The organism is Bradyrhizobium genosp. L, from assembly GCF_015624485.1.
Taxonomy (GTDB): Bacteria; Pseudomonadota; Alphaproteobacteria; order Rhizobiales; family Xanthobacteraceae; genus Bradyrhizobium.
Genome location: NZ_CP061378.1, coordinates 423878 through 449624, shown reverse-complemented (window position 1 = coordinate 449624; position 25747 = coordinate 423878). Strand labels below are relative to the sequence as shown.

The following is a 25747-nucleotide window of genomic DNA, read 5'->3' as shown; positions in this document are numbered from 1 at the left end:
AGGCGCCAAATCGAGAGAATGACCATGCAAGGCGCCATCTATCCAAGCCTCAAGGACCGCACGGTACTGGTGACCGGCGGCGGCTCCGGCATCGGCGAGGCCATCGTCCGCCAGTTCATCGGCCAGGGCGCGCGGGTCGGCTTCATCGACGTCGATGAGAAGGCCTCGCGGCAGTTGGTGGCCGAGCTGCCCGCCGGCGCCGGCGCGCATTTCGAGCACGCCGATCTGCGCGACATCGCCGCCCTGCGCCGCGCAGTCGCGGGCATCCGCGAGGCGCTCGGGCCGATCACGATCCTGGTCAACAACGCCGCCCGCGACGACCGTCATGCGATCGAGGACGTCACGCCGGAATTCTGGGACGAGCGGATCGCCACCAACCTGAAGCACCAGTTCTTCTGCGCCCAGGCGGTTGCGCCCGACATGGTCAAGGCGGGCGGCGGTGCGATCGTCAATATGGGCTCGGTGAGCTGGGTGATCGGCCAGGGCAATATGCCCTGCTACACCACGGCGAAATCGGCGATCCAGGGCCTCACCCGCGGCCTCGCCCGCGATCTCGGGCCGCACAACATCCGGGTCAACTCCATCCTGCCCGGATGGATCATGACGCAGCGGCAGCAGGATAAGTGGTTGACCCCCGAAGGCGTGGCCGAGCTGATGCAGCGCCAGTGCCTCAAGCGCAAGCTGATGCCGGACGAGGTCGCCCGCGTCGTGCTGTTCTTTAGCTCCGACGACAGCGGCGCCTGCACCAACCAGAGCTACATCGTCGACGGCGGCTGGGTCTAACCGGCGAGCGTGCCGGAGGCTGCCCGATCACTCGCGCAGCTTGCGGTCCAGGAAGCCGACATAGGAATTATCCGGCTCCAGCTTGACGGCGACGCGAAGCGCTGCACGCGCGGCGGACGTGTCGCCGTCGGCACTGGCCTTGTGCTCATCCAGTATCGCGTTGGCCACCGTGCGCGCGGTATCGAGACGGGCCTCATCGATCGATCCGTCGGCAAGATAGAGTTCGACGGGCTCGCGAAGGCGCTTCAATTCGTCGACGCTGATCGCACTCAGCGGATACCAGTTATAATATTCGAGGCGCGGCCGATCATCCGTGAGGCTCGGCACGTCCCCGACGAAGGCCGCGAGTTTTTCGTCAGCGGCGATGAATGTCGCCAGAAAATCCTCCGGCGAGCGCAAGCCGTTTGCCGTCAGGTCGTCGGCCACCGCGGGCTCGGACATGCGCATGGCGAGCGCGCGAGGATCGATGTTCAACGGCTCATCGGAGGCGATGGCCACCCCTTCCATTCGGGACGGCAGCCACAGCGAGACATGCTTGAACTGGCCCATCATGGCCTTGAGGATCATCTTCGGAAGAATGCCGCGGTTGAAATCCAGCGGCACCCATTGCGCGAGAACGCCGCCGGGGCGCATCCTCTGCTTTGCCAGCGCGTAGAATTCCTCCGTATAGAGGTTGATGACGCCGGCGTCATGGGGCGGCGGGGGCTCGAGGGTGACGGCGTCAAATGTCTGCTTGGTCCCCAGCAGAAAGTGACGCCCGTCCGCGACGATCTGATGGACTTTCGGATTCTGATAGAATTGCTTGTTGAGCGGCACGAAATGCGGCGCGACCTCGAAAACCGTCGAGGCCAGATCGACCGCGTCGATGGATTTTAGTTCCTGATGGGTGCTGACCGCACCCACCGTGGTGCCGGTCCCGATGCAGATCACGACGGCCGTTTCGACCGGGCCCCGATGCAGGAGAATGGGATAGTGCCCCATCGCGGCCATGTAGCGCCTGCCCTCGGGACGGTTGTTGGCATAGCTTTTCGAATTCACCACCAACTGCTGATAGGTCCCTGCCGCCTTGTCCTGATACTCGACCACCGCAAATGTGGCTTGCCGGGTTTCCTGCAACTCGAGGACATTGCCGCCTTCGATCGCGGTCAGGACCCGTTCCAGATAGTGCGGCGTGATGAGCAGGAGCGACGCCGCGATGACGCTTGCGGCGATCGCTCCTTGCCGCCACAGGCCCCGCTCTCGCAGGAGGTCCGGTTGCGACACGGTCGTCACGACAAAGAGCAGCACGTTGAGAGCAATCAGGACGGTGAGCGCCCACTGGCTGCCGAGATAGGGGATCAGAAGGAAGCCCGCCGCCAGCGAGCCCAGCACGCCGCCAATCGTATTCAGGGCGTAGAGCGAGCCGATCCTGCGGCCGAGCGCGCTCATCTGCATCACGGTCAGTTCGCTGGCCAGGGGAAAGCTGATGCCGATCAGCGTGGTCGGCAGCAGCAGGGCAACGGCGCAGGTGAGGAAGAATGAGACATCACCGCCCAGAAGCTCCTGCGCCTGGAGCGGAACCAGGCTCGATACGATAGGAGCCAACGCGACCTGCAAGGTCCGCGCCTTGCCGAGCGTTGCGACCGTCAGCGTGGCCGCAACCGCGATCAAGAGCTGCGTGACGGCGAAGTATCGCAGCAACTGATCCTTGCGGGGCGCCAGCACCTTGGCGCAGATCAGCGCGCCGATCACCAGCCCTAGCAGGTAGACGCCGAGCATGCCGGAGAACGCGTAAACGCTCGAGGTGCTGACATTGGTCAGGAAGCGAAACCAAACCACCTCATAGGCGATCGACACGAAACCCGAGCACGCGAAGATCCAGATCAGGACGGGCGTCCTGCCATGCCCAGACCCGACGGTTTGCGCCGGCACTTCTACCGTGACCGGCACCAGCGGGCTTGCGCTGCGCGCAAGGAGCAGGGCTACGGCGCCGACGCAGACATACAGGGCGGCCGCAACCAGGCTGGATCCCGTGATTCCCCAAAGGCCCATCAGGACAAAGCCGACGACGAGGGTGCCGATGGCGGCGCCGAGGGTGTTGAACCCGTAGAGCAGACCGATCCGATGGGCGAGGTCGGTTCGCGTGCGGGTCAGGTATTTCACCAGGAACGGCAGGGTCGCGCCCATCAGCATCGTCGGCAGCGACAGGATGGCGAGTGACAGCGCGACCATGAGGGGCAACCGCAGCGGCGACTCCAGGTCCAGCATCGGTGACAGCCAGCCCACCCATGTCGACCAATGCGACAGAAACGCGGTCACCGCCAAGGAAACCAGTGCGAGGGCGAGCTCGAGAAATCCGTAAACCTTCAGCGGGCGGCTGACCGTGTCGGCGATCCGGCCGCCGAAAACGCTGCCCAGCGAAAGACCGAAGAAGAAGCTTGCCACCGTGACGCTGACGGAAACCGTCGCGCTTCCCAGCACGAATTGCAGTTGCTTGAACCAGAGCACCTGAAGGATCAGGGATGCCGCGCCCGACGCCAAAAAGATCGCGGTGACCAGAACCCTGTTCTCGGGGCTCATGACGTCTCGAACACCATCACGATTGGACACTGCACGGTTCTCCCTTCGATTGAGAGAACAGGTAAGGCACACGCTGTTAAGATTGGCTTATGGGGCGGAGATGCAGCTTCTCGCTCAGAGAACGCCGGTGGCGGAGAGGGGGGGATTCGAACCCCCGATAGGCTTGCACCTATGCCGCATTTCGAGTGCGGTACAATCAACCACTCTGCCACCTCTCCAGCGGCCCGGGTGATTTGCATCACCGGCGGTCGGAGCGTGTTCTAGGCGAGGTTGGCGAGCCAGACAAGGCGCTGCAACAATATTTCCGCCGCTGCGCCATCGCATGGCAGCGGCTGCGGGGATGATCGAAGAAAGTGCGTGGAAACAAAGCGCTAGCTGCGCGGTTCTGGTCTGATCAGCATCGCGTCGAAGCCAAGCGCAGCGGGAGCAGGCCATGGAGCATCTCACGATTCGAGCCAATGGCGCGGCGTTCCACGTCGCGCGGTCCGGGAGCGGCCGGCCGCTCCTGCTGCTGCATGGCTGGCCGGAATTCTGGCTGACCTGGGAGCCGGTGATGACCCGGCTGGCCGACCGCTTCACCCTGATCGCGCCCGACCTGCGCGGCTTCGGCGACAGCGACAAGCCCGACGGTCCCTACGGCCCCGATCAGCATGCCGACGATATGCTGGCGCTGCTGGACTCGCTCGGCATCGACAAAGCGGGCGTCGTCGGTCACGACGTCGGCGGCGCGGTGATCCAGCCGCTCGCCCGCAAGGCGCCCGAGCGCATCGCCGGCCTGTTCATGTTCGATTTCGTCTATCCCGGGATCGGTCCGCGCATGGCCGCGCCCGACCGGCTGAATCACATCTGGTACCAGTCGTTCCACCAGATGGAGATGGCACCGGCGCTGGTCGGGGCGAGCCGCGACAGCTGCCGAACTTACATTGGACATTTCCTGCGCAATTGGGCGCATCGCAAGACTGCGTTCGAAGACGTGCTCGAGGATTTCGCCGACAACTTCTTCAAGCCCGGCAACCTCGCCGGCGGCTTTGCACATTACCGCGCCTCGCATGCCGGGCGCGTCAAGATGATGCATGGCGAGGCGCCGCAGCTCACGCCGATTGCGGTGCCGACCTGCATCCGCTGGGCCGAGCACGATCCCTTGTTTCCCTATGCCTGGACCGACCGACTCGGTGAGACCTTCAGCAATCTCGACCTGAAGATGTTCGGCGATGTCGGGCATTTCCCGCACCGCGAGGATCCCGACCGCGCCGCCGCCGAGATCGCTGGGTTTTTCGCGCGAATCAACTGGAAATAGAAATGGGTGGGACCGCCAGACGCGACAAAAAAACTGGCGGTCCCTTGCCGCTGCTTGAAAATGCTGGCCGGGGAAGTGCGGCTTCGCCGGTCGGCGGGAGCGACGAGGGAACGGTAGCAAGACAGCCTGGTACCGCAACGCAAACGCGGTCTTAACCTAACCGATCAACCTTACCGCGGGACGGGGCCCTCGGCGCAGCGCGGACGCTGGCTCAGGCGTCGGCTTTCTTGGCCTTTTTGGCTTTTTTCTCGGCCTTTTCGCCGTCGCTGTCGTCCTTCTGTTTCTTCTCGTCCTTGCCGTTGTCTTTCTTGCGATTGGTGTAGCGGGCGTTGCCGAGACCGGTCCCGATCGTCAGCACGCCCCAGCGCTCGACATCCTGCATGAAGGGAACTTCGGCGAGCCCCTGCGTCACGCCGTCATTGTGCATCACGATCGCGGTGTCATGACCGCCGATCTCCGGGATCGCCTCGACCAGGCTCGCCGGCAGATTGAATTTGCTGCTCTCCCAGTTGCCCGGCAAATTCTGCGCGCCCTTCTCGATCCCGCCGTCCTCCTTGATGACCCCGGGACAGGCGATGCCGATGAACGGCGCGAGCTTCAGGCCCTCTGCCTCCGCGGCGGCAATCAGGTCCTTGAGCATCTTGACCAGCCGCTTCACCGCGCCTTCGCGCGTCGGCTCGTCGTCGGCGTGCCGCCACAGCTCGGATTTCCAGACCGTCGCCTTGGAAAGATCGGGCGCCTTCTTCCAGCGCGTCTCCACGATGCCGCAGCGGATATTGGTGCCGCCGATATCGACCGCCAGCACACCGTCATGCGCCTCGAATATCCACGACGGCGCCAGGTGCAGCGTGCCGATCAGGCCGGCGTCATCGGGGTGAAAGCGGATCGGCACCAGATCGATCTTGAAATCCTCGGATTTCAAGATGATCTCGGTCCGCGCGATGGCGAGCTCGCCGAGCCGGCTGTCGCGAAAGCCGCCGCCGACCACGATGCGCTCGGTCTTGGCCCAGGCCTTGGTGTTGAGGAAGCGCCGCGTCACATAAGCGAGCTCCTGGGCGAACTCCTCGATCGCACTGTGCACGACGGCGGAGGCCTCGGTGTCATCGCCGACCAGCATGTCGTCGAGCTTCTTCTTGCTGATCTTGTCCGACGGCTCGTCACCGAACGGATCCTCGCCGGATTTGCGCAGCGGCTTGCGCCAGCGGTCGAGAATCTTCCGGAACGCGCCTTTCGAGGCGCGGTCGCCGAGAAAACCCTCGTCGTCCTTCAGCTCGATGTTGAAACTGTCGATGTCGACCGATGGCAGCCGCGCGGCACCGTGGTGCGCGATGCCCGTGGTCAGCCCTGTGTCTTCAGCCATTCGCCCTGCCCGCGTGAGGTTCCCTGGCATAACGGCCGGGAACCCAAATGGTTGCGTCCCGCGCTGCGGCGCTCTCGCCGGCGCGGGACGCAATCTTCGCGAGGCCTCAGGCCGCCTTGACCCCGTAACGCGCGGCAGGCTTGCTGTGCGACAGGTTCGGCATCAGCTTCTGGCGGGCGGCTTCATAGGCCTGCCAGTCCGCGGCATCCGGCAGCGCCGGCACGGTCATGACTTCGCCCTGGTCGAGACCGGCCAGCGAAGCATCGACCATGTCTTCCGCCTTCATCACGATCTCGCCCGGCAGATGCTCGACCGGTGTCCCGGCGATGCCCCAGAACTCGGTTGCCGTGGCACCGGGCAGCACCGCCTGGACGCGGATGTTCTTGTCCTTCAGCTCGTGCTGCAAGGACTGCGTCAGTGCAACGACGAAGGCCTTGCTGCCACCGTAGACACCATTGAGGATCTCCGGCGCGACGCCGACGACCGAGGCGATATTGACGACGGTGCCGCCGCCGCGCGCGACGAATCCGGGCACCGCCGCATAGGTCAGGCGCATCAGCGCATCGACGTTGAGCGCGATCAGGTCGCTCATCTTGTCGACATCGGATGCGAGCAGCGGCGCGGTCGCACCGACGCCGGCATTGTTGACGAGCATGGTGATGCCGGCATTGTCGCGCAGAACGGTCTCGATCCGCGACACATCTGCACGCTTGCTGAGGTCGGCGGCGACGATCTCGATCGATCGGCCCGTCTCCTGCGAAAGACGCTTGGCGAGCCCGTCGAGGCGCTCACGGTTGCGTGCGACGAGGATCAGATCGTAGCCACGCCGTGCGAGCCGGTCCGCGTAGATGGCACCGATTCCGGACGACGCGCCGGTGACGAGCGCCGTTCCCTTGGCTGACTTGGTCATGTTGGTCTCCTTGTTTGACCCGAACGGCCGTTGTTGGCCGTTGATCAGAACGTAAGGGACCTCTTGAATGTCTCAAATGTCATATATACACCTTTTTAGGACACAGATGCGCTGGAGGGTTCCGTGCAGCAGATCGGCTTTATCGTCTTCCCGGAGTTCCAGGTGATGGGCTTCACCGCCATCACCGCCTTTGAGGTCGCCAACCTGATCGCTGGCGAGCCCTTCTATGAGGTCACGCTGCTGTCGGAAAATGGCGGCCCGGTGCGGTCGTCGGCCGGCTTCAATGTCGAAACGGAAGCCTTCGGCGATCGCAGCTTCGACACCTTGTTCGTCGGGGCCGGCCACGAGCTTCATCCGGCGTCACCCAAGTTGACCGGCTATATTCGCCGCGCCATGACGGCATCACAGCGGATCGCCGCGCCCTGTATCGGCGCCTTTTCATTGGCGGAAGCCGGCCTGCTCGATGGCCGGCGCGTCTCCACGCACTGGCAGTTCGCCGCCGAATTGCAGGCACGCTTTCCCAAACTCAAGGTCGAGCAGGACCGCATCTACATCATCGACGGACCGATCTGGACGTCGGCCGGCATGACCGCCACGATCGATCTGGCGCTGGCGATGGTCGAGCACGACCTCGGCATCGAGGTGGCCCGTTCGGTGGCGCGCAAGCTCGTCGTCTATCACCGCCGGACCGGTGGACAATCGCAGTTTTCCGCGCTGCTCGAGCTGGAGCCGAAATCCGACCGCGTCCAGAACGCGCTGCATTACGCCAAGGCACATCTGCAGAGCGAGCTGTCGGTGGAGGAACTGGCCGAGGTGGCGCGGCTGAGCCCGCGCCAGTTCAGCCGCGCCTTCCGCGCCGAGACCGGCCAGTCGCCGGCGAAGGCGATCGAGCAGCTCCGGGTCGAGGCGGCGCGCGAACTGATCGGCGACGGCCGCCATTCGATGGACGAGATTGCCGGCCAGACCGGATTTGCCGACCGCGAGCGGATGCGGCGGGCGTTTTTGCGGGTGCTGGGCCAGCCTCCGCAGACCATCCGCCGCCACGCCAGGGCGGCTGCGCAAGCACCGGCATAGCTCCAAATCGGGCTCAAACGAGCCCAAATCCTTCATTTTCTGGCAGTTTTCGGCCTGCTTTACCTTGACTCTCCGCCTTTTGCGGCTATAAGTCCGCTCCATCCGGCGCGAGGATTTCTCGCGCCGCTTGTTTTTGCGCATTTGGGGAACTCGTTCCCTTCGCGCGAAAATCGAAACCCATAGCGACTGAACAAAAAGCCGACCCGGGCGATCCGTCCGAGGCCGGAATCGAACACGAAGGAATCCAACGATGTTCGCAGTCATCAAAACCGGCGGCCGGCAATACCGCGTCGTTCCGAATGATGTACTCGAGATTGGCAAGATCGCCGGCGATGTCGGCACGATCGTGCAGCTAGGCGAAGTTCTGGTGCTCGGCGGTGACACGCCGGTGCTGGGAACGCCCACCGTGGCAGGCGCCACCGTTGCAGCCGAAGTGCTGCAGCACAAGCGCGGCGCCAAGGTGATCGCGTTCAAGAAGCGTCGCCGCAAGAATTCACGCCGCAAGCGCGGCTATCGCGACGAGCTCACGGTGCTTCGCATCACCGAGATCCTCGCCGATAACGCCAAGCCGACCATCGGCCCGCGGCCGAAGAAGGCAAAGGTCGAAGCGCCGGCGGAGGCAGCCGAGTAAGCCTGCTACCGGACGCGAGAAAAAGTGACCGTCACGCTCCAGGATGTGAAGCGTGACAAAATGTGAAATGATTCCGTCAAGGAACTGATCTAGAGATCAGAACGAATTTCGGAGACGAGCCATGGCTCACAAAAAAGCAGGCGGTTCATCGCGCAACGGACGTGATTCCAAAGGCAAGCGCCTTGGCGTCAAGGCGTTCGGCGGCGAGCTCGTCATTCCTGGAAACATTATCGCGCGTCAGCGCGGTACCACCTGGCATCCCGGCCTTAATGTCGGCATGGGCACCGACCATACTATCTTCGCGAAGGTAGAGGGTCATGTCGAGTTTCGTGCCAAGGCCAACGGCCGCACTTTCATCTCGGTCATTCCGGTGGCAGAGGCGGCCGAGTAGACGGTGGACAGATACGAGTCCGCCGGGTCCTGTTGAACCGGCGGAGCAGCTCAGAGCTCCAAGGGGAGGCGGGATGACCGGCCTCCCCTTTTTGTTGCGCGGGTCACGGTTCGACCACGCGCAACGTTCCAAGCGTTGCGTACCGATCTCGTCGCATCACAGGAGCTCGACATGTTGCAGGACATCCCGACGCCGACCTTGCGCGAAGCAAGAGCTTGCGTCCTCGAGACCGAACGGCTGACACTGCGCAAGCCGACGCTCGCGGACGTAAAAGCAATTGCCCGTCTCGCCAATGATCGCCGCATCGCGGAGAACACCCGCCGCCTGCCGCATCCCTATACCCAGGACGACGCCGTCGATTTCGTGCGCGCGCTCGCAGACGGCGGACGCGAGACCGTCTTCCTGATCGAGAACAATCACACGCCGATCGGCATGGTCGGCATCGACTGGCGCGAGGAGGCCGCGCCGGAGCTCGGCTACTGGCTCGGCGTCGACCATTGGTGCCGGGGCTTCGGCACCGAGGCCGCGCGCGCGGTGATCGACTATTTCTTCGAGGAGTTCGACCTCGACCAGCTGATCTCCGGCGCCCGCGTCGCCAACCCGTCGTCGCGCAACATCCTGGAGAAATGCGGCTTCCAGTGGAGCGGCGTGCAACTGCACCGCTTCGAGGCGCTGGGCTCGTCGACCCCGGTCGACTGCTTCCGCCTGTCGCGCAGCGTGTGGGCCTCGCTGAAGAGCTGGAATAATTCGACGCGAAGGAACGCCTGACTCTTCATCCTCCCCTGGAGGGGGAGGATCGGTTCGCATGCAGCGAAGCGAAATGCGAACCGAGGTGGGGTGATCTCTCAACACGGGCGCTGTCGGACGCGGAGAGACCGTCACCCCACCCCGCCGCTCATTGCATTCGCGTCGACCCTCCCCCTCCAGGGTAGGGTCCAGTTACGCCGGTGGGTTCACCGCGCTGTCCGCGCGCCCGAGCTGCTGCTCGCGCAGGAAAATGTAGAGACCGGCCGCGATGATGATCGCGGCGCCGACGATCGTGGCCCAGGACGGCACGTCGCCGAACACCACGAGGCCGAAGATCACCGCCCAGACGATCATCGAATATTGATAGGGCACCACGACGCTCGCCGGCGCGAGCTTAAGCGAGCGATTGACGCAGAGCAACGCCGCCACCGAGATGATGCCGGCGGCGAAGAACAGCACGAGGCTGCCGGCCGATGGCGTTACCCAGCCGATCGGCGACAGCACGGCGCCGAGGATGAAGGTGCCGACGAACTGCGATGATGCCAGCACGATATCGGGTGTCTCGCGCAGTGAACGGGTGATCAGCATCAGCACCGCAAACGACAGGCTGCCGCCGAGCGCGATCATCGCCGGCCAGCTGATGGTCTGCGCCGACGGCCGCAGCGCGATCAGCACCCCGCAGAAGCCGATCAGGATCGCAGTCCAGCGCCGCCAGCCGACATGCTCGCCCAGCACCAGGCCGGACATTGCGGTGACGAAGATCGGCCCGGCCAAATAGTAGGTGATGACGTCGGCGAGCGGCAGGTAGACGGTCGCCAGGAAGAACGCCGCAACCTCCAATGTCGACAGCGTCACCCGCAGCAATTGCAGCCAGGGTCGCTCCAGATGCAGGAAGTCCGCCCGCCGCTTCCACACCATCGGCAGCAGCACGAGCAGCGCCGCGCAGGCGCGCAGCCAGAGCAATTGCCCGACCGAATAGGTCGCGACGATGAATTTGCCCATCGCATCGCCGAACGAGAACATGAAGATCGACAGCAGCATCAGCCCGATGCCGGCGAGCCGCGCCGATCGATCGTCGTAGGAGGACAGTTTTGCGAACAGGCTCATTTTGCTCTTGTTTGCCGCTGCGCGTGAATCGCCGGCCTTGTTGCTGGTTTTACCGAGGTGGCGATGCAGGACAACCCCGCCGCGGGCAGATCGAACCAATTGTCGCAGTCGGGCGGCTGCGCTACCGGTAGGCCATCCCTTCAAGAACGAGCGCAGGAAACGCCGCATGACCGAGTTCGACCCGACCCAACACCGCATGGTCCCCGCGCAACGGTGGTTCGAGGATTTCGTGCTCGGCGAGCGTTTTGTCATTCCGAGCCGGACCCAGACCTCGGCCGTATTCGCGGCGTTCCAGACCGCGAGCGGCGATACCCATCCGATCCACTACGACGTCGAATATTGCCGTGCCCGCGGCATGCCGGACCTGCTCGCGCATGGCTTCCAGACCTTGGTGCACACCGCGCCGGGCGCGGGATTGTTTCCCTATGTCGTGGAGGAATCGCTGATCGGCTTCCTCGAGCAATCCTGCAAGTTCCTCAAACCGGTCTACGCCGGCGACACCATCTATCCCGCGCTGGAGGTGATCGAGCTCGCCCCGGGGCGGACCACCGGCGTGGTGACGCTGCGTTCGACCGTGCACAACCAGCGCCGCGAGCTGGTGCTGGAGGGGACGCAGAAGTTTCTGGTGCGGCGGCGGCCAGCTTGACACCGAGGGCCGTAAAAAGGCCCGAAAATTAAGGCTTTTCACTCAGTCAGGGCGTTTCCGGGTTGCCGCAGCGGCGCCCCTGCCCTAACTAGAGCGTACCGGTCCTGATGAGATCAGAACCGATACGCTCTCGCTTTTGGTTTTGACGCGTTTTCTTCACGCGAACCGGCGACCACTTCGCTCGAAAACGCTATAGTTGCCAACCATGAAATTCCTCGATGAAGCCAAGGTCTATATTCGCTCGGGCGACGGCGGCAATGGCTGCGTCGCGTTCCGGCGCGAGAAATTCATCGAGTTCGGCGGCCCCTCCGGCGGCAATGGGGGTCGCGGCGGCGATGTCATCATCGAGGCCGTCGACGGACTGAACACGCTGATCGACTATCGCTACCAGCAGCACTTCAAGGCACCGAAGGGCACCAATGGCATGGGCAAGGACCGCCATGGTGCGAACGGCAAGCCGATCGTGCTGAAGGTGCCCGTCGGCACCCAGGTGTTCGACGAGGATCGCGAGACGCTGCTGCACGACTTCACCACGCTCGGCGAGAAGTTCGTGCTGGCCGAAGGCGGCAATGGCGGCTTCGGCAATGCGCATTTCAAATCCTCCACCAACCGCACGCCGCGCAACGCCAATCCCGGTCAGACCGGCGAAGAACGCTGGATCTGGCTGCACCTGAAGCTGATCGCCGATGCGGGTCTGGTCGGCCTGCCCAACGCCGGCAAATCGACCTTCCTGTCGGTCGTCAGTGCGGCCAAGCCGAAGATCGCCGACTATCCCTTCACCACGCTGCATCCGCAGCTCGGCGTGGTGAATGTCGGCGGCCGCGAGTTCGTGCTCGCCGACATCCCCGGCCTGATCGAGGGCGCGCACGAAGGCGTCGGCCTCGGCGATCGCTTCCTCGGCCATGTCGAGCGCTGCCGCGTGCTGCTGCATCTGGTTGACGCGACCTGCGAGCACGCCGGCAAGGCCTACAAGACCGTGCGCGCCGAGCTCGATGCCTATGAGGGCCAGCTCGCCGACAAGATCGAGATCGTCGCGCTGAACAAGATCGACGCTGTTGCGCCCGATGAGCTGAAGAAGCAGAAGGATCGCCTCAAGCGCGCCGCCAAGAAGACACCGCTGTTGCTCTCCGGCGCCACCGGCGAAGGCGTGCAGGAGGCGTTGCGCGCGCTGGTCGATGTGATCGGCGAGGCACCGGTGTCCAACAAGGCCAAGGGCCATGCGGAGCCGTGGGCCGAGCCGTTGCCGCAGGGTTGAACCCAGCGCTCGCCTCCGCCACTTCCAAAGTCCCGACGTGGCGCGTATTGCTTCCCTCGATCCGCATCAGACCACACCCCATGAAACGCCCCGCGCTCAAGAATTTTCGCCGCATCGTCGTCAAGGTCGGCTCTTCGCTGCTGGTCGATTCGCAGGCCGGCGAGGTGCGCGCGGCCTGGCTCGCAGCGCTGGTCGATGACATCGCCAAGCTGCACAAGGACGGCGGCGAAGTCATGGTGGTGTCGTCGGGCTCGATCGCGCTCGGCCGCAGCCGCCTGAAATTGCCGCGCGGGCCGCTGAAGCTCGAGGAGAGCCAGGCTGCAGCCGCCGTCGGGCAGATTGCGCTGGCGCGGATCTGGTCGGAGGTGCTCGGCCATCACGGCATCGGTGCCGGGCAGATCCTGGTGACCTTGCAGGACACCGAGGAACGCCGCCGCTATCTCAATGCGCGGTCGACCATCGCAAAACTGCTGGAATGGCGCGCGGTGCCCGTCATCAACGAGAACGACACCGTCGCCACCAACGAGATCCGCTACGGCGACAATGACCGTCTCGCCGCCCGCGTCGCCACCATGGCCAGCGCGGACTTGCTGATCCTGCTGTCCGACATCGACGGCCTCTACACCGCGCCGCCTTCAGCTAATCCAGACGCCAAGCTGATCCCGATCGTCGAAAGCGTCACGTCCGAGATCGAGGCGATGGCGGGTGCGGCCGAATCCGAGCTGTCGCGTGGCGGCATGTACACCAAGATCGAGGCCGCCAAGATCGCGACCACCGCCGGCACCCACATGCTGATCGCCTCCGGCAAGATCGAGCATCCGTTGGCCGCGATCGCCGCCGGTGGGCGCTGCACCTGGTTCCTGACGCCGGCCAACCCCGTCACCGCGCGAAAGCGCTGGATCGCGGGCTCGCTGGAGCCGAAGGGCACACTGACCATCGATGCCGGCGCGGTGGCTGCGCTGCGCGCCGGCAAGAGCCTGCTGCCGGCCGGCGTGATCCGGGTCGACGGCGACTTCGCCCGCGGCGATGCCGTGGTGGTGCGCGGCCCCGACACCCATGAGATCGGCCGCGGCCTCGTCGCCTACGACGCCGAGAACGCCGAGAAGATCAAGGGCCGCTCCTCGCCGGACGTGATGGCCATTCTGGGCACCAGCGGCCGCTCCGAGATGATCCACCGCGACGACCTGGTGATCGGCCCCGCCGGGGCGATCCCGGCCAAATAGGCCACTGAACGAGCGCCGGCAGCTGGCCGCCCACCTGCCATGCCGGTTCCGCGCCTCGCCACCCTTCAATAGCCATGCTAGAACATGGCCTTAGAGCATGATCCGAAAAGTGGACACCGGTTTTCCGAAAAGATCATGCTCAAACAAAGAACCTGAGACTGCCATGACCGCGCCCCTGAAGGCGATCGACGGCAACGCCGATCTCTCCGCCCTGATGACCGACCTCGCCGCGAAAGCGCGTGCCGCCGCGCGCGTGCTGGCGTTGGCGCCGCCGGAGCAGAAGAACCGGGCGCTGGCGGCGATCGAGCGCGCGATCCGTGAGCATTCGGCGGCAATTCTCGCCGCCAATGCCGAGGATGTCGCGGAGGCACGGACCGGCGGCATGACCGCCGCCTTCGTCGACCGCCTGACACTGACGCCGGCGCGCGTCGACGGCATGGCCGACGGCGTCGCGACCGTGCGCGAGATCATCGATCCGGTCGGTGCCGTCACCGAAAGCTGGCAGCGGCCGAACGGCATGACCATCGAGCGCGTCCGCGTGCCGCTCGGCGTGATCGGCGTGATCTTCGAAAGCCGCCCCAACGTTGCCGCCGACGCCGGCGTGCTGTGCCTGAAGTCCGGCAACGCCGTCATCCTGCGCGGCGGCTCCGACAGTTTCCGCTCCTGCCGCGCGATCCATGATTGCCTGGTGCAAGGCCTGCGTGAAGCCGGCCTGCCCGAGGCCGCGATCACCCTGGTGCCGACCCGTGACCGCGCGGCCGTCGGCCTGATGCTGACGGGATTGAACGGTGGCATCGACGTGATCGTGCCGCGCGGCGGCAAGAGCCTGGTCGCACGCGTCGAGGCGGAGGCACGCGTCCCGGTGTTCGCGCATCTCGAGGGCGTCAACCACATTTATGTCGATGCCAGCGCCAGGCTCGATATGGCCAAGGCGGTTGTGCTGAACGCCAAGATGCGTCGCCCCGGCGTCTGCGGTGCGGTCGAGACCCTGCTGGTCGATCGCAAGGCTGCTGCGACGAAGCTGAAACCGCTGGTCGAGCTGTTGATCGATGCCGGTTGCGAGGTGCGCGGCGACGATATCGTGCAAGGAGCCGATGCCAGGGTGAAGCCCGCGTCCGACGAGGACTGGAATACCGAATATGAGGACGCGATCATCTCGGCAAAGATCGTCGACGGCCTCGATGCGGCGATTGCGCATATCCAAAATCACGGCTCGCATCACACCGATGCGATCGTGACGGAGGATGCCGCTGCCGCGGAGAAATTCCTCAACGAGGTCGATTCGGCGATCGTGCTGCACAATGCCTCGACGCAATTCGCCGACGGCGGCGAGTTCGGCTTCGGCGCCGAGATCGGAATTGCCACCGGCAAATTCCACGCCCGCGGTCCGGTCGGCGCCGAGCAGCTGACGAGCTTCAAGTACCGCGTCCGCGGCACCGGGCAGACGCGGCCGTGATCATCCTTGCACGCGCGCGGTAGACCATTGCAGCAAGCAGCGACCGTGCCGTACCCGCAAGCCCAAGCGTTGCCGTTCTATACCAACGGCATGCGCATCGGCTTGCTCGGCGGTTCGTTCAATCCGCCGCACGCCGCGCATCGCGCCATCAGCCTGTACGCACTGAAGCGACTGCAGCTCGACCGCGTGTGGTGGCTGCTGACGCCGGGCAATCCGCTGAAGAACCACGACGGCCTGCACGCGCTCGCCGAACGCGCCGATGCTGCGCGGCGCGTGGCCGACGATCCGCGCATCGACATCTCCTGTCTCGAAGCTGTCATTGGCACGCGCTACACTGTCGACACGATCATCCATTTGCGGCGCCGCGTCTCGGGCGTGCACTTTGTCTGGATCATGGGCGCTGACAACCTCGCGCAATTCCATCGCTGGAAAGATTGGCGCCGCATCGCGTCCGATGTGCCGATTGCCGTGATCGACCGACCGCCCCAAAGTTTCCGCGCCCTTGCCGCACCGGCGGCGCAGGCGCTTGCGCGCTACCGCGTGCCCGAAAACCAGGCGACACGGCTGGCCGATCAGCGGGCGCCGGCCTGGGTTTTCCTGACGGGAATGAAATCCAATCTGTCTTCCACCGGGCTTCGGAACCCGGACGGCAGCTGGAGAACGGCGTGAGAGCGTAAAAGGGTTACTGGAATATTGAAACCATTAACCCCACATGCCTAGTATGGTCCGTGGGGCCGAGGATTCGGCACCCGCGATACAGTGAAAGGAATGGTCCCTGGCCACATCTGTATTGTCCAAGTCTGTTTTACCCAAGGTTCCCAAGACTTCAGGTCCCGAGACTTCTGGTCCAAAGACTTCTGGTCCAAAGACTGCGCGTAAAACATCGACGAAAACCGCGGCCTTGCCCGCGCAACCGGATGCCATCAAGCCGGATGCCGACAAGACGCTGAGCCTGATCCTCTCCCGCCTCGAGGATATGAAGGCGGAAGAGACGGTCACCATCGACCTTCGCGGCAAATCTGCATTTTCCGATTACATGATCGTCACCTCCGGCCGGGCCAACCGGCACGTCGGTGCGATCGCGGATAATGTGACGAAGGGCCTGAAGGAAACCGGCATCAAGAACATCCATGTCGAGGGCGTGCCCAACTGCGACTGGGTGGTGATCGATTCCGGCGATGTGATCGTGCACGTGTTCAGACCCGAGGTGCGCGAGTTCTACAACCTCGAACGGTTGTGGGCTCAGAACCCGGCGATCGCGGCGGTCTAAGGCTTCTCGAAGCCGATGCGAATCGGCAGCAGCGCATATAGCTTGCGCTGATGCGACTTGCTGTAACTTGCATCGGCCGTCTGAAACAGGGCCCGGAACGGGAGCTCGCCGAGCGCTATCGCGAGCGCTTCGACGACATCGGCCGCAAGCTCGGCTTTCGCGGCCTCGATATCCATGAAATCGCGGAAAGCCGTGCGCGCGACGCCGGCGCGCGGATCGCCGAGGAGGCCACGGCGATCGCGGCAGTGCTGCCGGACAAGTACGCACTGGTCGCGCTCGACGAGCGCGGCAAGAGCGTCGACAGCGCAAGCTTTGCCCAGCAGCTCGGCCGCTGGCGCGACGAGGGAATCCCAAGTACTGTCTTCCTGATCGGCGGCGCCGACGGACTTTCGCCCGAATTGCAGCGCAAGGCTCAACTGCGCATTGCATTCGGCTCCGCGACCTGGCCGCATCAAATGGTCCGCGTCATGCTTCTGGAACAGATCTATCGGGCCGCCACCATTCTGGCCGGCCACCCCTATCACCGCGCCTGAGCGCGGTGACGGACAGTCGAGAACGCTGAACACCTCGGATGCAGTACAGGCGGGACAAGCTCATTCATTCCGGCGCCGCGCGTCGCCGTTGGCTGCCGGCCTCGTTGCCGCTGTCGATCGTGCTGCTCGCCGCGTCTCCACAGCCCGCACGTCCCCAGGCAACGTCACCGACGCAACAAGCCGCGCCGCCGACACAACCGGCTGCACCGCCCGCACAACAGGCCGCGGTGGCGCCGACATCGCCCGACGCCATCAAGCAGCGCGAGCAGGAGCTCGAGGCCGCCCGCGAGGAGCAGCGCAAGGCGACCGAGCTGCAGGAAAAGCTGAAAGCCGACATCGCGGCGATCGGCCAGGACCGCAGCAAGCTCAATCAGCAGCTGATCGACATCGCGGGCCAGGTGCGCGGCGTCGAAACGCGGATCGCCGATGCCGAGACGCGGCTGCAGCCGCTCGACGGCCGCGAGCGCGAGATCCGCGCCACCCTCGACTCACGCCGCGCCGAAGTGATCGAGGTGCTGGCCGCGCTGCAGCGCGCCGGACGACGCACGCCGCCGGCGCTGTTGGTGCGGCCCGAGGATGCGCTGCAATCGCTGCGCACCGCGATGCTGCTCGGCGCCGTGGTGCCTGAGTTGCGCGGCCGCGCGGAAAAACTTGCGGCCGACCTCGGCGAACTGGTTGCGGTCCGCAAGACCATCTCGACCGAACGCGACGCGCTGGGCCACGACCGCGATAAGTTGACGGAAGACCAGACCCGGCTCGCGGCGTTGGTCGACGAGCGGCAACGGCAGCAGGCCGCCGCCGAAAAGGACATGGCGGCGGAAGGCGCGCGCGCCATCACGCTGTCGAAGCAGGTCACCGACCTCCAGAGCCTGATCGCCAAGATGGAGCAAGACCTCAAGAGCGCCGCCAAGGCAGCGGCCACGGCGAGCCTCCAGGGCGCGCCCGCCCCCGTGAACGGCAAGCCGAATCTGGGGGCTCTCAAGGATCCGGCCCGGTTGAGCCCGGCGGTCGCCTTCGCTTCGGCGAAGGGCCTGTTCTCGTTTCCCGTGAACGGCAGCAAGATTCGCGATTTCGGCGGTTCCGACGGCGCGGGTGGCGTCCAAAAAGGCATTTCCTTGGCAACCAAGGCCGGCGCGCAGGTCACAACCCCGTGTGACGGCTGGGTTGTTTACGCTGGTCCATTCCGCTCTTACGGACAACTCTTGATCCTCAATGCCGGGGGCGGGTATCATGTCCTGATCGCCGGGATGGAGCGCATTTCTGTCAACATCGGCCAGTTTGTGCTAACGGGGGAGCCGGTCGCGACCATGGGGTCGACCTCCCAGGTCGCATCCATTCTCGCAACCAATGCGAGCCAGCCAGTGCTCTATGTCGAGTTCCGGAAAGACGGCACTCCAATCGATCCAGGTCCATGGTGGGCCGCAAATGAAGGCGAAAAGGTTCGCGGATGATGCGCAAGACTTCGGTAATTCTCCTCAGCGCCGCCACCGGCGCGGCACTGACGCTGTTCATCACGCAGCCCCGCGCGGTGCTGATGGGATCGAGCGCGCGCGCCGCGACGTCTGACACCTACCGCCAGCTCAATCTGTTCGGCGACGTGTTCGAGCGTGTGCGCAGCGACTATGTCGAGAAGCCCGACGATTCCAAACTGGTCGAATCCGCGATCTCGGGCATGCTGTCCGGCCTCGATCCGCACTCGAGCTACATGGATGCCAAGAGCTTCCGCGACATGCAGGTGCAGACCCGCGGCGAGTTCGGCGGCCTCGGCATCGAGGTCACGATGGAAGACGGCCTGATCAAGGTGGTCTCCCCGATCGACGACACCCCGGCCTCGAAGGCCGGCATCATGGCCAACGACATCATCACCAATCTCGACGACGAGGCGGTGCAGGGCCTGACCCTGAACCAGGCGGTCGAGAAGATGCGCGGCCCGGTCAACACCAAGATCAAGCTCAAGATCATCCGCAAGGGCCAGGACAATCCGATCGACGTCACGCTGGTGCGCGACAACATCCGCGTCCGCTCGGTGCGCGCGCGCGTCGAGGCCGACGACATCGCCTATATCCGCATCACCACCTTCAACGAGCAGACCACCGAAGGCCTGAAGAAGGAAGTCGCCAATCTGCAGGGCCAGATCGGCGACAAGCTGAAGGGCTACGTCATCGATCTCCGCAACAACCCCGGCGGCCTGCTCGAAGAAGCGGTCACGGTGTCCGACAGCTTCCTGGAGCGCGGCGAGATCGTCTCGACCCGCGGCCGCAATGCCGAGGAAACGCAGCGCCGCGCCGCCCATCCGGGCGATTTGACCAAGGGCAAGCCGGTGATCGTGCTGATCAACGGCGGCTCAGCCTCGGCTTCCGAGATCGTCGCCGGCGCGCTGCAGGACCACAAGCGCGCGACCTTGGTCGGCACCCGCTCGTTCGGCAAGGGCTCGGTGCAGACCATCATCCCGCTCGGCTCCGGCAACGGCGCGCTGCGCCTGACCACCGCGCGCTATTACACGCCGTCGGGCAAGTCGATCCAGGCCAAGGGCATCGTGCCCGACATCGAGGTGCTGCAGGACGTGCCGGAAGAGCTCAAGGCGCGCACCGACACCAAGGGCGAGGCCTCGCTGCGCGGCCATTTGAAGAATGACGGCGACGAGAAGACCGGCTCGCAGTCCTACGTGCCGCCGGACGCCAAGGATGACAAGGCGCTGAAGATGGCCGACGACCTCCTGCACGGCATCAAGTCGACCTCGAACGCGACGCCGCCGGCACCGGCTGCCGCACCCGCCGACAAGGCGGCGGCCGACAAGCCGGCCGACAAATCCAACAACTGATCCAATCGCCTGAGAATTGGCGAAAAGGACGGCCCTCGGGCCGTCCTTTTTTGTTGGAGAACCAGCGCCTTTCCGGGCTCGCACCGGGCTTTGACGGGAACGCCCGCGCGCGGGAAGCGGCCGCCTCGTGCTATCGTTCGCGCTGTTGATTCGGGGAGGGTCATGGCAGAGGCGGCCGACGAACTGAGCACGCCGCTTGGGCAGAACACCGTGAGCAAGACGCGCCGGTTCCGGCTGCCGTTCACGGCGATGCAGGCGCTTGCCGTGCTGCTCGGACTCGTGCTGGTCGGTTTTGTCGGCGTTGCGCTGTTCAACGACAATCCGCTCGGCGGCGAGCCGATCGCCCATGTCGCGCTGCGCAACGCCCCACCGAGCCCGGCCGCCGATGACAAGCACGCCGCGGCTGCCGGCCAGGCCGAGCCCGCCAAGGCCATCGCAAAGCCGCCCGCGGCAGCAGGCGACACCAAGACCGTGACCATCATCGACGGCTCCAGCGGCAAGCGCCAGGACGTCGTGGTCGGCGCCGGCGACACCGCCGAGAAAACCGATGGCGGCGACGCCCCCGCCGCGATGATGAGCGGTATCGACCAGCGCCTGCTGGAAAAGTCACGCTACGGCATGATTCCGGTGGTCGCCGACGGCCTGAAACCCTTCACGGTCTATGCGGCCGATGCCGACCGCGCCAAGGCCGCCAGGATGCCCGTGGTGGCGATCGTGGTCGAAGGCCTCGGTGTCGGCGCCGCCAAGACCGCTGACGCCATCATCAAGCTGCCGCCGGCCGTGACGCTGGCCTTTACGCCCTACGGCGCCGATCCCGGCAAGCTCGCCGAGCGCGCCAGGACCGAGCGCCATGAGATCCTGCTGCAGATCCCGATGGAACCGTTCGATTATCCGGACAACGATCCGGGACCACAGACCCTGCTGACCACGCTCGGGGCCGAGCAGAACCTCGACCGCTTCTACTGGCATCTGAGCCGCCTGCAGGGCTATGCCGGGATCGCCAATTTCATGGGCGCCCGCTTTGTTGCGAGCGATCCCGTAATGCAGCCGATCATCCGCGACGCGGCCAAGCGTGGCCTGGGCTATTTCGACGACGGTTCCACCCCGCGCAGCGTCGCCCAGACCATGGCTGCCGGCCAGTCGATGCCGTTCGCGAGGGCCGATTTCGCCATCGATGCGGTGCCGACATCGGCCGAGATCGACCGCGCCCTGGTCAAGCTGGAGACGCTCGCCAAGGAACGCGGCACCGCCGTGGGCGTTGCCTCGGCCCTGCCGGTCTCGATCGACCGGCTGAATGCCTGGATCAAGACCCTGGACTCCAAGGGTATCATGCTTGTGCCATTGACAACCGCGATGCTGAAATCAAAATCGGGCTAAAGATCAATCCGTTGGTGTGACCTCAGACCTCGCCGGGGGGCCGGGTCGGGCAACGCCAGGAAAGTGCGGAGGTAGCGGCGGCATGGCACGTTACGAGGACCTGCCCTATCGGACCTGCGTCGGCATCATGCTCTTGAATGCAGCGGGGCTGGTCTTCATCGGACGCCGCGCGGGCGGCATCGAGCATGTCGACGAAACCCATGTCTGGCAAATGCCGCAAGGCGGCGTCGATCCCGGCGAGGATAATTTTCAGGCCGCCAAGCGCGAGCTCTACGAGGAGACCAGCGTCAAGTCGGTGGAGAAGCTCGGCGAGGTCGCGGACTGGCTGATCTACGACATCCCGCGCACGGTGGCGGGCCGCGCCTGGAAGGGCCGCTATCGCGGCCAGCGGCAAAAATGGTTCGCGCTGCGCTTCACCGGCAACGAGAACGAGATCAACGTCGCCAGTCCCGGCGGCGGCCACAAGGCCGAGTTCATCAACTGGCGCTGGGAGCCGATGAAGAATCTCCCCGAGCTGATTGTGCCGTTCAAGCGCCCGGTCTATGAGCGCGTGGTCAAGGAATTCGCCGGACTTGCGGCGAAGTAAGCATCCGACCCGCGCAGCAAAATGTCATCGAGCAAGCCCTATCGCCCCAATGTGGGCATCGCGTTGTTCAACACTGACGGACGCGTGCTGATCGGCCACCGCTTCAAGGATGATGGGCCGGAGATCATCCTGCCCGGGCTCGAATGGCAGATGCCGCAGGGCGGGATCGATGCGGGCGAGGATCCGCGCCAGGCCGTCATGCGCGAATTGTGGGAAGAGACCGGCGCGGTCAGTGCCGCCTATCTCGGCGAGACCGACTGGATGACCTACGAATTCCCGCCCTTCGATGCGCCGGCGTCGCATCGGCTGGCGCATTTCCGCGGCCAGCGGCAGAAGTGGTTTGCGCTGCGCTTCACGGGACGCGATGACGAGATCGACCCGCTGACGCCGCGCAACGGCCAACCGGCGGAATTCGATCAATGGCGCTGGGAGCGCCTCGACCGCGTCGCCGATCTCGTGGTCCCGTTCCGCCGCGACGTCTACCGCACGGTCGCGACGCAGTTCGCGCGATTCGCAGGACGATAAACTATTCCGCGACCGGAACGCCGCGCGCGTCGCCCGGTGTCATGCCGAACGCCGAGCGGAACACGCGGTAGAACGTCGCAATGCTGTCGAAGCCGCACGAGAAGGCAACTTCGTCGATGCCGCGCGCCGGCATCGACGACAGCAGCCGCCGTGCCAGCTGCAACCGCGCCGCCGTCAGCGACCGGGCGAACGACAGCCCGCCCGGCTCGAACAGCACATGCAGTTGCCGGAGCGAGATGCCGAGCTCGGTCGCAACCGCGGCCGGCGTGAGCGACGGGCGATGCAGATCGCGCAGCAGGATTTCGCGCGCGGCGTGGAGATAGCCGGCGTGCAATGCGGCGCGGATTTCGTCCTGGCGCGGCCGCAGACGGCCCCGTCCCAGCAGTGCCAAGCGCGCCATATGCGTGACGTCGCCGGCGAACTGCCCGGCACCTGCGGGATCGCGCGTCATGGAGCGCAGCATGGCGCCGATCAGCCGGGTCAGCGCCGCATCGCGTGCCAGCGCGACCGGCGGCAGGTCCTCGACGCGCGCGCCGAGCAGCAGCTCATCGGTGACGGGGATCTTGAGGCTGTAGAAGTGAAAGCCGTCGGTCCGCTCCGGCGTGCCCGCGAACGGAAGATTGGAATGGCCGAATGTGAGGTCCCCGTTGCGCACGGCATGGACGCGACCGCGGCCGATATCGAGGTGGCCGGGTCCGCGGACCTGCCACGAGATGTGCACGCTGTTGCTCGGCACGCGGGCGATATCGGAGGACGTCCGGCTGACCCGATAGGATGACGCCGACATCTCCGCCAGCACGGCGTTGCCGACCGGTGTCGCGGAAAAGCGGCCGCCGAATTCGCCGCGCCTGTTACGATCGAGCTCGATGGTGACGCCGAACAGGCTCTTGCCACGCACGTCGCACCAGTGCTCGAAACGATCTTGCGGGCGAAGGACGTCGGTGGAGAAGGTCAGCACGGCGGTGCGTCCACGCGATCACCACCTGCAATGCCTTCCGCAAAGATCGCAGCGACCTTGCGTTTCATGAATCAGCTCCGGATGCGAAATATGCCGGCAGAATGCCGTCAGACGGTTCCGCAGGCAATAAGCATCAGCGCCCGCCAAGAGCTGGCGAGCGCTGAATTTTTATCCAGGACTGTGAGCGATTTCACAAAGCGATTCCGCTCGGACCGCAAACACAAATGCGATGGCGATCGGCCGCCGCGCCTTAATGCATCGCCGTCGCGTTGAGCTCGTGCTGAATGCTCTTGAAGTGATCGAGCCGCTCGATCGCGTGGTCCAGTTCGGAGCCTTCCTTCTCGGAAAGCTTCTCCTGCATCTCGGTGATCGTCTCGGCGAACTTGGTACGGTCGAGGTCGGCAATGGCCGTTGCGACGTCGGCGAGCACGGTGAGGCCCTTCTCCGACATCTCGGCGAGACCACCGAGCACGATGACCTTCTCGCGCTTGCCGGCAGTGATGATCGTCAGGATGCCCGGACGAACCGCGGCGACAACCGGCGCGTGGCCGGCCAGCACGCCGAAATCGCCTTCCACGCCGGGGACGTCGACCTGATCGACCTCGCCGGAGAAGGCGAGCTTTTCGGGAGAGACGAGATCGAAGTGGAAGGTAGCCATGGTCTTTCCGTTTCTTTGCGCTGTCACCCGCGGGCTCGACCCGCGGGTCCATCAGTCAAAACAGGTCTCGTTCGATGGATCGCCGGATCAAGTCCGGCGACGACGACATCATGAAGCTCAGGCCGCCTCGGCGGCGAGCTTCTTGCCCTTCTCGACGGCTTCTTCGATGGTGCCGACCATGTAGAAAGCCGCTTCCGGCAGGTGGTCGTACTTGCCCGCACAGAGATCGCGGAAGCCCTTGATGGTGTCGGCGAGGTCGACGAACTTGCCCGGCGAACCGGTGAAGACTTCGGCGACGTGGAACGGCTGCGACAGGAAGCGCTCGACCTTGCGGGCGCGCGCCACGGTCAGCTTGTCCTCTTCCGACAGTTCGTCCATGCCGAGAATGGCGATGATGTCCTGCAGCGACTTGTAGCGCTGCAGGATCTGCTGAACCACGCGCGCGGTGTTGTAGTGCTCCTCGCCGACGACCAGCGCCGACAGCATGCGCGAGGTCGAGTCGAGCGGGTCCACCGCCGGATAGATGCCCTTTTCCGAGATCGCGCGCGACAGCACCGTGGTGGCGTCCAGATGCGCGAACGAGGTCGCGGGCGCCGGATCGGTCAAGTCGTCGGCCGGCACGTAGATCGCCTGCACCGAGGTGATCGAGCCCTTCTGGGTGGTGGTGATGCGCTCCTGCAGCGCGCCCATGTCGGTCGCCAGCGTCGGCTGATAACCCACCGCCGACGGGATGCGGCCGAGCAGCGCCGACACTTCCGAACCTGCCTGGGTGAAGCGGAAGATGTTGTCGACGAAGAACAGCACGTCCTGGCCCTGGTCGCGGAAGTGCTCGGCGACCGTCAGGCCGGTGAGGCCGACACGGGCGCGGGCGCCCGGCGGCTCGTTCATCTGGCCGAACACCAGCGCGCACTTCGACTTCACGCCCGGATCCGGATTGTGCGGATCGGCGTTGACCTTGGATTCGATGAACTCGTGATAGAGGTCGTTGCCTTCGCGGGTGCGCTCGCCGACGCCGGCGAACACGGAATAACCGCCGTGCGCCTTCGCGACGTTGTTGATCAGCTCCTGAATCAGCACGGTCTTGCCGACGCCGGCGCCGCCGAACAGGCCGATCTTGCCACCCTTCGCATACGGAGCAAGGAGATCGACGACCTTGATGCCGGTGACGAGGATTTCGGCTTCCGTCGACTGGTCGGTGTAGGTCGGCGCTTCCTGGTGGATGGCGCGCAGGCCGTCAGACTTGATCGGGCCCGCCTCGTCGATCGGCTCGCCGATGACGTTGATGATGCGGCCGAGCGTACCTTCGCCGACCGGCACCCGGATCGGCTCGCCGGTGTCGGTCACTTCCTGGCCGCGCACCAGACCCTCGGTGATATCCATCGCGATGGTACGCACCGTCGATTCACCGAGATGCTGCGCGACTTCGAGCACCAGGCGATTGCCGCCGTTCTTGGTCTCGAGCGCATTCAGAATCGCCGGAAGGTGGCCTTCGAACTGCACGTCGACCACCGCGCCCGTGACCTGGGTAACGCGACCGATCTGGTTGGCTTCTGTAGCCATGGACTGTTCTCCTTCGAAAA

At 64.9% G+C, this 25747-nt stretch carries 25 protein-coding genes and 1 tRNA gene; 18 read left to right on the top strand and 8 right to left on the bottom strand.

Translation table 11 applies throughout. The features are described from left to right. The first annotated feature begins 24 nt into the window (after positions 1-24). Positions 25-783: an SDR family NAD(P)-dependent oxidoreductase gene (locus tag IC762_RS02135; protein ID WP_195787016.1), complete on the top strand. Its 759-nt coding sequence runs from the start codon at positions 25-27 to the stop codon at positions 781-783. Between the two features lie 27 nt (positions 784-810). Here IC762_RS02135 and IC762_RS02130 read toward each other — a convergent pair whose 3' ends face one another. Next, positions 811-3342 (bottom strand): fused MFS/spermidine synthase, encoded by a 2532-nt coding sequence (locus IC762_RS02130; protein ID WP_195787015.1) that lies wholly within the window; start codon positions 3340-3342, stop codon positions 811-813. Between the two features lie 128 nt (positions 3343-3470). Next, positions 3471-3560: transfer RNA gene (locus IC762_RS02125), tRNA-Ser, on the bottom strand. A 215-nt stretch (positions 3561-3775) separates the two neighbouring features. On the opposite strand from IC762_RS02125, the gene IC762_RS02120 reads away from it, so the two are divergent. Next, positions 3776-4639, top strand: a complete 864-nt coding sequence (locus tag IC762_RS02120) for an alpha/beta fold hydrolase (protein ID WP_195787014.1) — start codon at positions 3776-3778, stop codon at positions 4637-4639. A gap of 211 nt (positions 4640-4850) precedes the next feature. On the opposite strand, the gene IC762_RS02115 is transcribed toward IC762_RS02120, so the two are convergent. Both IC762_RS02115 and IC762_RS02110 read right to left on the bottom strand, forming a co-directional pair. Beyond that, positions 4851-5999 (bottom strand): ROK family protein, encoded by a 1149-nt coding sequence (locus tag IC762_RS02115; RefSeq protein ID WP_195787013.1) that lies wholly within the window; start codon positions 5997-5999, stop codon positions 4851-4853. 106 nt (positions 6000-6105) lie between these two features. After that, positions 6106-6909 (bottom strand): SDR family NAD(P)-dependent oxidoreductase, encoded by an 804-nt coding sequence (locus IC762_RS02110; protein WP_195787012.1) that lies wholly within the window; start codon positions 6907-6909, stop codon positions 6106-6108. Positions 6910-7032: 123 nt separating this feature from the next. Here IC762_RS02110 and IC762_RS02105 point away from each other — a divergent pair, with 123 nt between their 5' ends. The 4 genes from IC762_RS02105 to IC762_RS02090 all read left to right on the top strand — a co-directional run bounded on the left by IC762_RS02105 (position 7033) and on the right by IC762_RS02090 (position 9773). Beyond that, the gene (locus IC762_RS02105) at positions 7033-7983 is read left to right on the top strand and encodes a GlxA family transcriptional regulator (RefSeq protein ID WP_195787011.1); all 951 of its coding nucleotides are present in this window, start codon (positions 7033-7035) and stop codon (positions 7981-7983) included. 250 nt (positions 7984-8233) lie between these two features. Continuing rightward, the gene (gene rplU / locus IC762_RS02100; protein ID WP_021080923.1) at positions 8234-8614 is read left to right on the top strand and encodes a 50S ribosomal protein L21; all 381 of its coding nucleotides are present in this window, start codon (positions 8234-8236) and stop codon (positions 8612-8614) included. Between the two features lie 121 nt (positions 8615-8735). Further along, the gene (rpmA, locus tag IC762_RS02095; protein WP_195787010.1) at positions 8736-9005 is read left to right on the top strand and encodes a 50S ribosomal protein L27; all 270 of its coding nucleotides are present in this window, start codon (positions 8736-8738) and stop codon (positions 9003-9005) included. Positions 9006-9176: 171 nt separating this feature from the next. After that, on the top strand, positions 9177-9773 hold the full coding sequence (locus IC762_RS02090; protein WP_195787009.1) for a GNAT family N-acetyltransferase: 597 nt from the start codon (positions 9177-9179) through the stop codon (positions 9771-9773). 171 nt (positions 9774-9944) lie between these two features. On the opposite strand, the gene IC762_RS02085 is transcribed toward IC762_RS02090, so the two are convergent. After that, positions 9945-10859 carry a DMT family transporter gene (locus IC762_RS02085; protein ID WP_195787008.1) on the bottom strand — a complete coding sequence of 305 codons (915 nt, stop codon included), beginning with the start codon at positions 10857-10859 and terminating at the stop codon, positions 9945-9947. A 166-nt stretch (positions 10860-11025) separates the two neighbouring features. On the opposite strand from IC762_RS02085, the gene IC762_RS02080 reads away from it, so the two are divergent. The 12 genes from IC762_RS02080 to IC762_RS02025 all read left to right on the top strand — a co-directional run bounded on the left by IC762_RS02080 (position 11026) and on the right by IC762_RS02025 (position 22551). Then, positions 11026-11505, top strand: coding sequence for a MaoC family dehydratase (locus IC762_RS02080; RefSeq protein WP_195787007.1), 480 nt, complete (start codon positions 11026-11028; stop codon positions 11503-11505). 205 nt (positions 11506-11710) lie between these two features. Then, complete coding sequence (gene obgE / locus IC762_RS02075) at positions 11711-12760, top strand: GTPase ObgE (protein WP_195787006.1); 1050 nt, start codon at positions 11711-11713, stop codon at positions 12758-12760. Between the two features lie 80 nt (positions 12761-12840). Beyond that, positions 12841-13983: a glutamate 5-kinase gene (gene proB / locus IC762_RS02070; protein ID WP_195787005.1), complete on the top strand. Its 1143-nt coding sequence runs from the start codon at positions 12841-12843 to the stop codon at positions 13981-13983. 163 nt (positions 13984-14146) lie between these two features. Continuing rightward, the gene (locus IC762_RS02065; protein WP_195787004.1) at positions 14147-15439 is read left to right on the top strand and encodes a glutamate-5-semialdehyde dehydrogenase; all 1293 of its coding nucleotides are present in this window, start codon (positions 14147-14149) and stop codon (positions 15437-15439) included. Between the two features lie 90 nt (positions 15440-15529). Next, positions 15530-16108: a nicotinate-nucleotide adenylyltransferase gene (locus tag IC762_RS02060; RefSeq protein WP_246801750.1), complete on the top strand. Its 579-nt coding sequence runs from the start codon at positions 15530-15532 to the stop codon at positions 16106-16108. Between the two features lie 307 nt (positions 16109-16415). Then, positions 16416-16709, top strand: a complete 294-nt coding sequence (gene rsfS, locus IC762_RS02055; RefSeq protein WP_246801749.1) for a ribosome silencing factor — start codon at positions 16416-16418, stop codon at positions 16707-16709. Between the two features lie 50 nt (positions 16710-16759). Then, a complete protein-coding gene (gene rlmH / locus IC762_RS02050) occupies positions 16760-17242 on the top strand; it encodes a 23S rRNA (pseudouridine(1915)-N(3))-methyltransferase RlmH (protein WP_195787002.1) in 483 nt (160 codons plus the stop codon). 38 nt (positions 17243-17280) lie between these two features. After that, complete coding sequence (locus tag IC762_RS02045) at positions 17281-18693, top strand: murein hydrolase activator EnvC family protein (RefSeq protein WP_195787001.1); 1413 nt, start codon at positions 17281-17283, stop codon at positions 18691-18693. Next, positions 18690-20063: a S41 family peptidase gene (locus IC762_RS02040; RefSeq protein ID WP_195787000.1), complete on the top strand. Its 1374-nt coding sequence runs from the start codon at positions 18690-18692 to the stop codon at positions 20061-20063. Before IC762_RS02045 ends, IC762_RS02040 begins: the two co-directional genes overlap by 4 nt. Before the next feature lie 162 nt (positions 20064-20225). Beyond that, positions 20226-21440, top strand: a complete 1215-nt coding sequence (locus IC762_RS02035; RefSeq protein ID WP_195786999.1) for a divergent polysaccharide deacetylase family protein — start codon at positions 20226-20228, stop codon at positions 21438-21440. A gap of 82 nt (positions 21441-21522) precedes the next feature. Then, a complete protein-coding gene (locus tag IC762_RS02030) occupies positions 21523-22026 on the top strand; it encodes an RNA pyrophosphohydrolase (RefSeq protein WP_195786998.1) in 504 nt (167 codons plus the stop codon). A 21-nt stretch (positions 22027-22047) separates the two neighbouring features. After that, the gene (locus tag IC762_RS02025; RefSeq protein ID WP_195786997.1) at positions 22048-22551 is read left to right on the top strand and encodes an RNA pyrophosphohydrolase; all 504 of its coding nucleotides are present in this window, start codon (positions 22048-22050) and stop codon (positions 22549-22551) included. A gap of 1 nt (position 22552) precedes the next feature. Here IC762_RS02025 and IC762_RS02020 read toward each other — a convergent pair whose 3' ends face one another. The 3 genes from IC762_RS02020 to atpD all read right to left on the bottom strand — a co-directional run bounded on the left by IC762_RS02020 (position 22553) and on the right by atpD (position 25727). Continuing rightward, a complete protein-coding gene (locus IC762_RS02020) occupies positions 22553-23509 on the bottom strand; it encodes an AraC family transcriptional regulator (RefSeq protein ID WP_195786996.1) in 957 nt (318 codons plus the stop codon). 250 nt (positions 23510-23759) lie between these two features. Then, complete coding sequence (locus tag IC762_RS02015; protein WP_195786995.1) at positions 23760-24167, bottom strand: F0F1 ATP synthase subunit epsilon; 408 nt, start codon at positions 24165-24167, stop codon at positions 23760-23762. Positions 24168-24284: 117 nt separating this feature from the next. Beyond that, positions 24285-25727: a F0F1 ATP synthase subunit beta gene (gene atpD, locus IC762_RS02010; protein ID WP_195786994.1), complete on the bottom strand. Its 1443-nt coding sequence runs from the start codon at positions 25725-25727 to the stop codon at positions 24285-24287. Between the last annotated feature and the right edge of the window lie 20 nt (positions 25728-25747).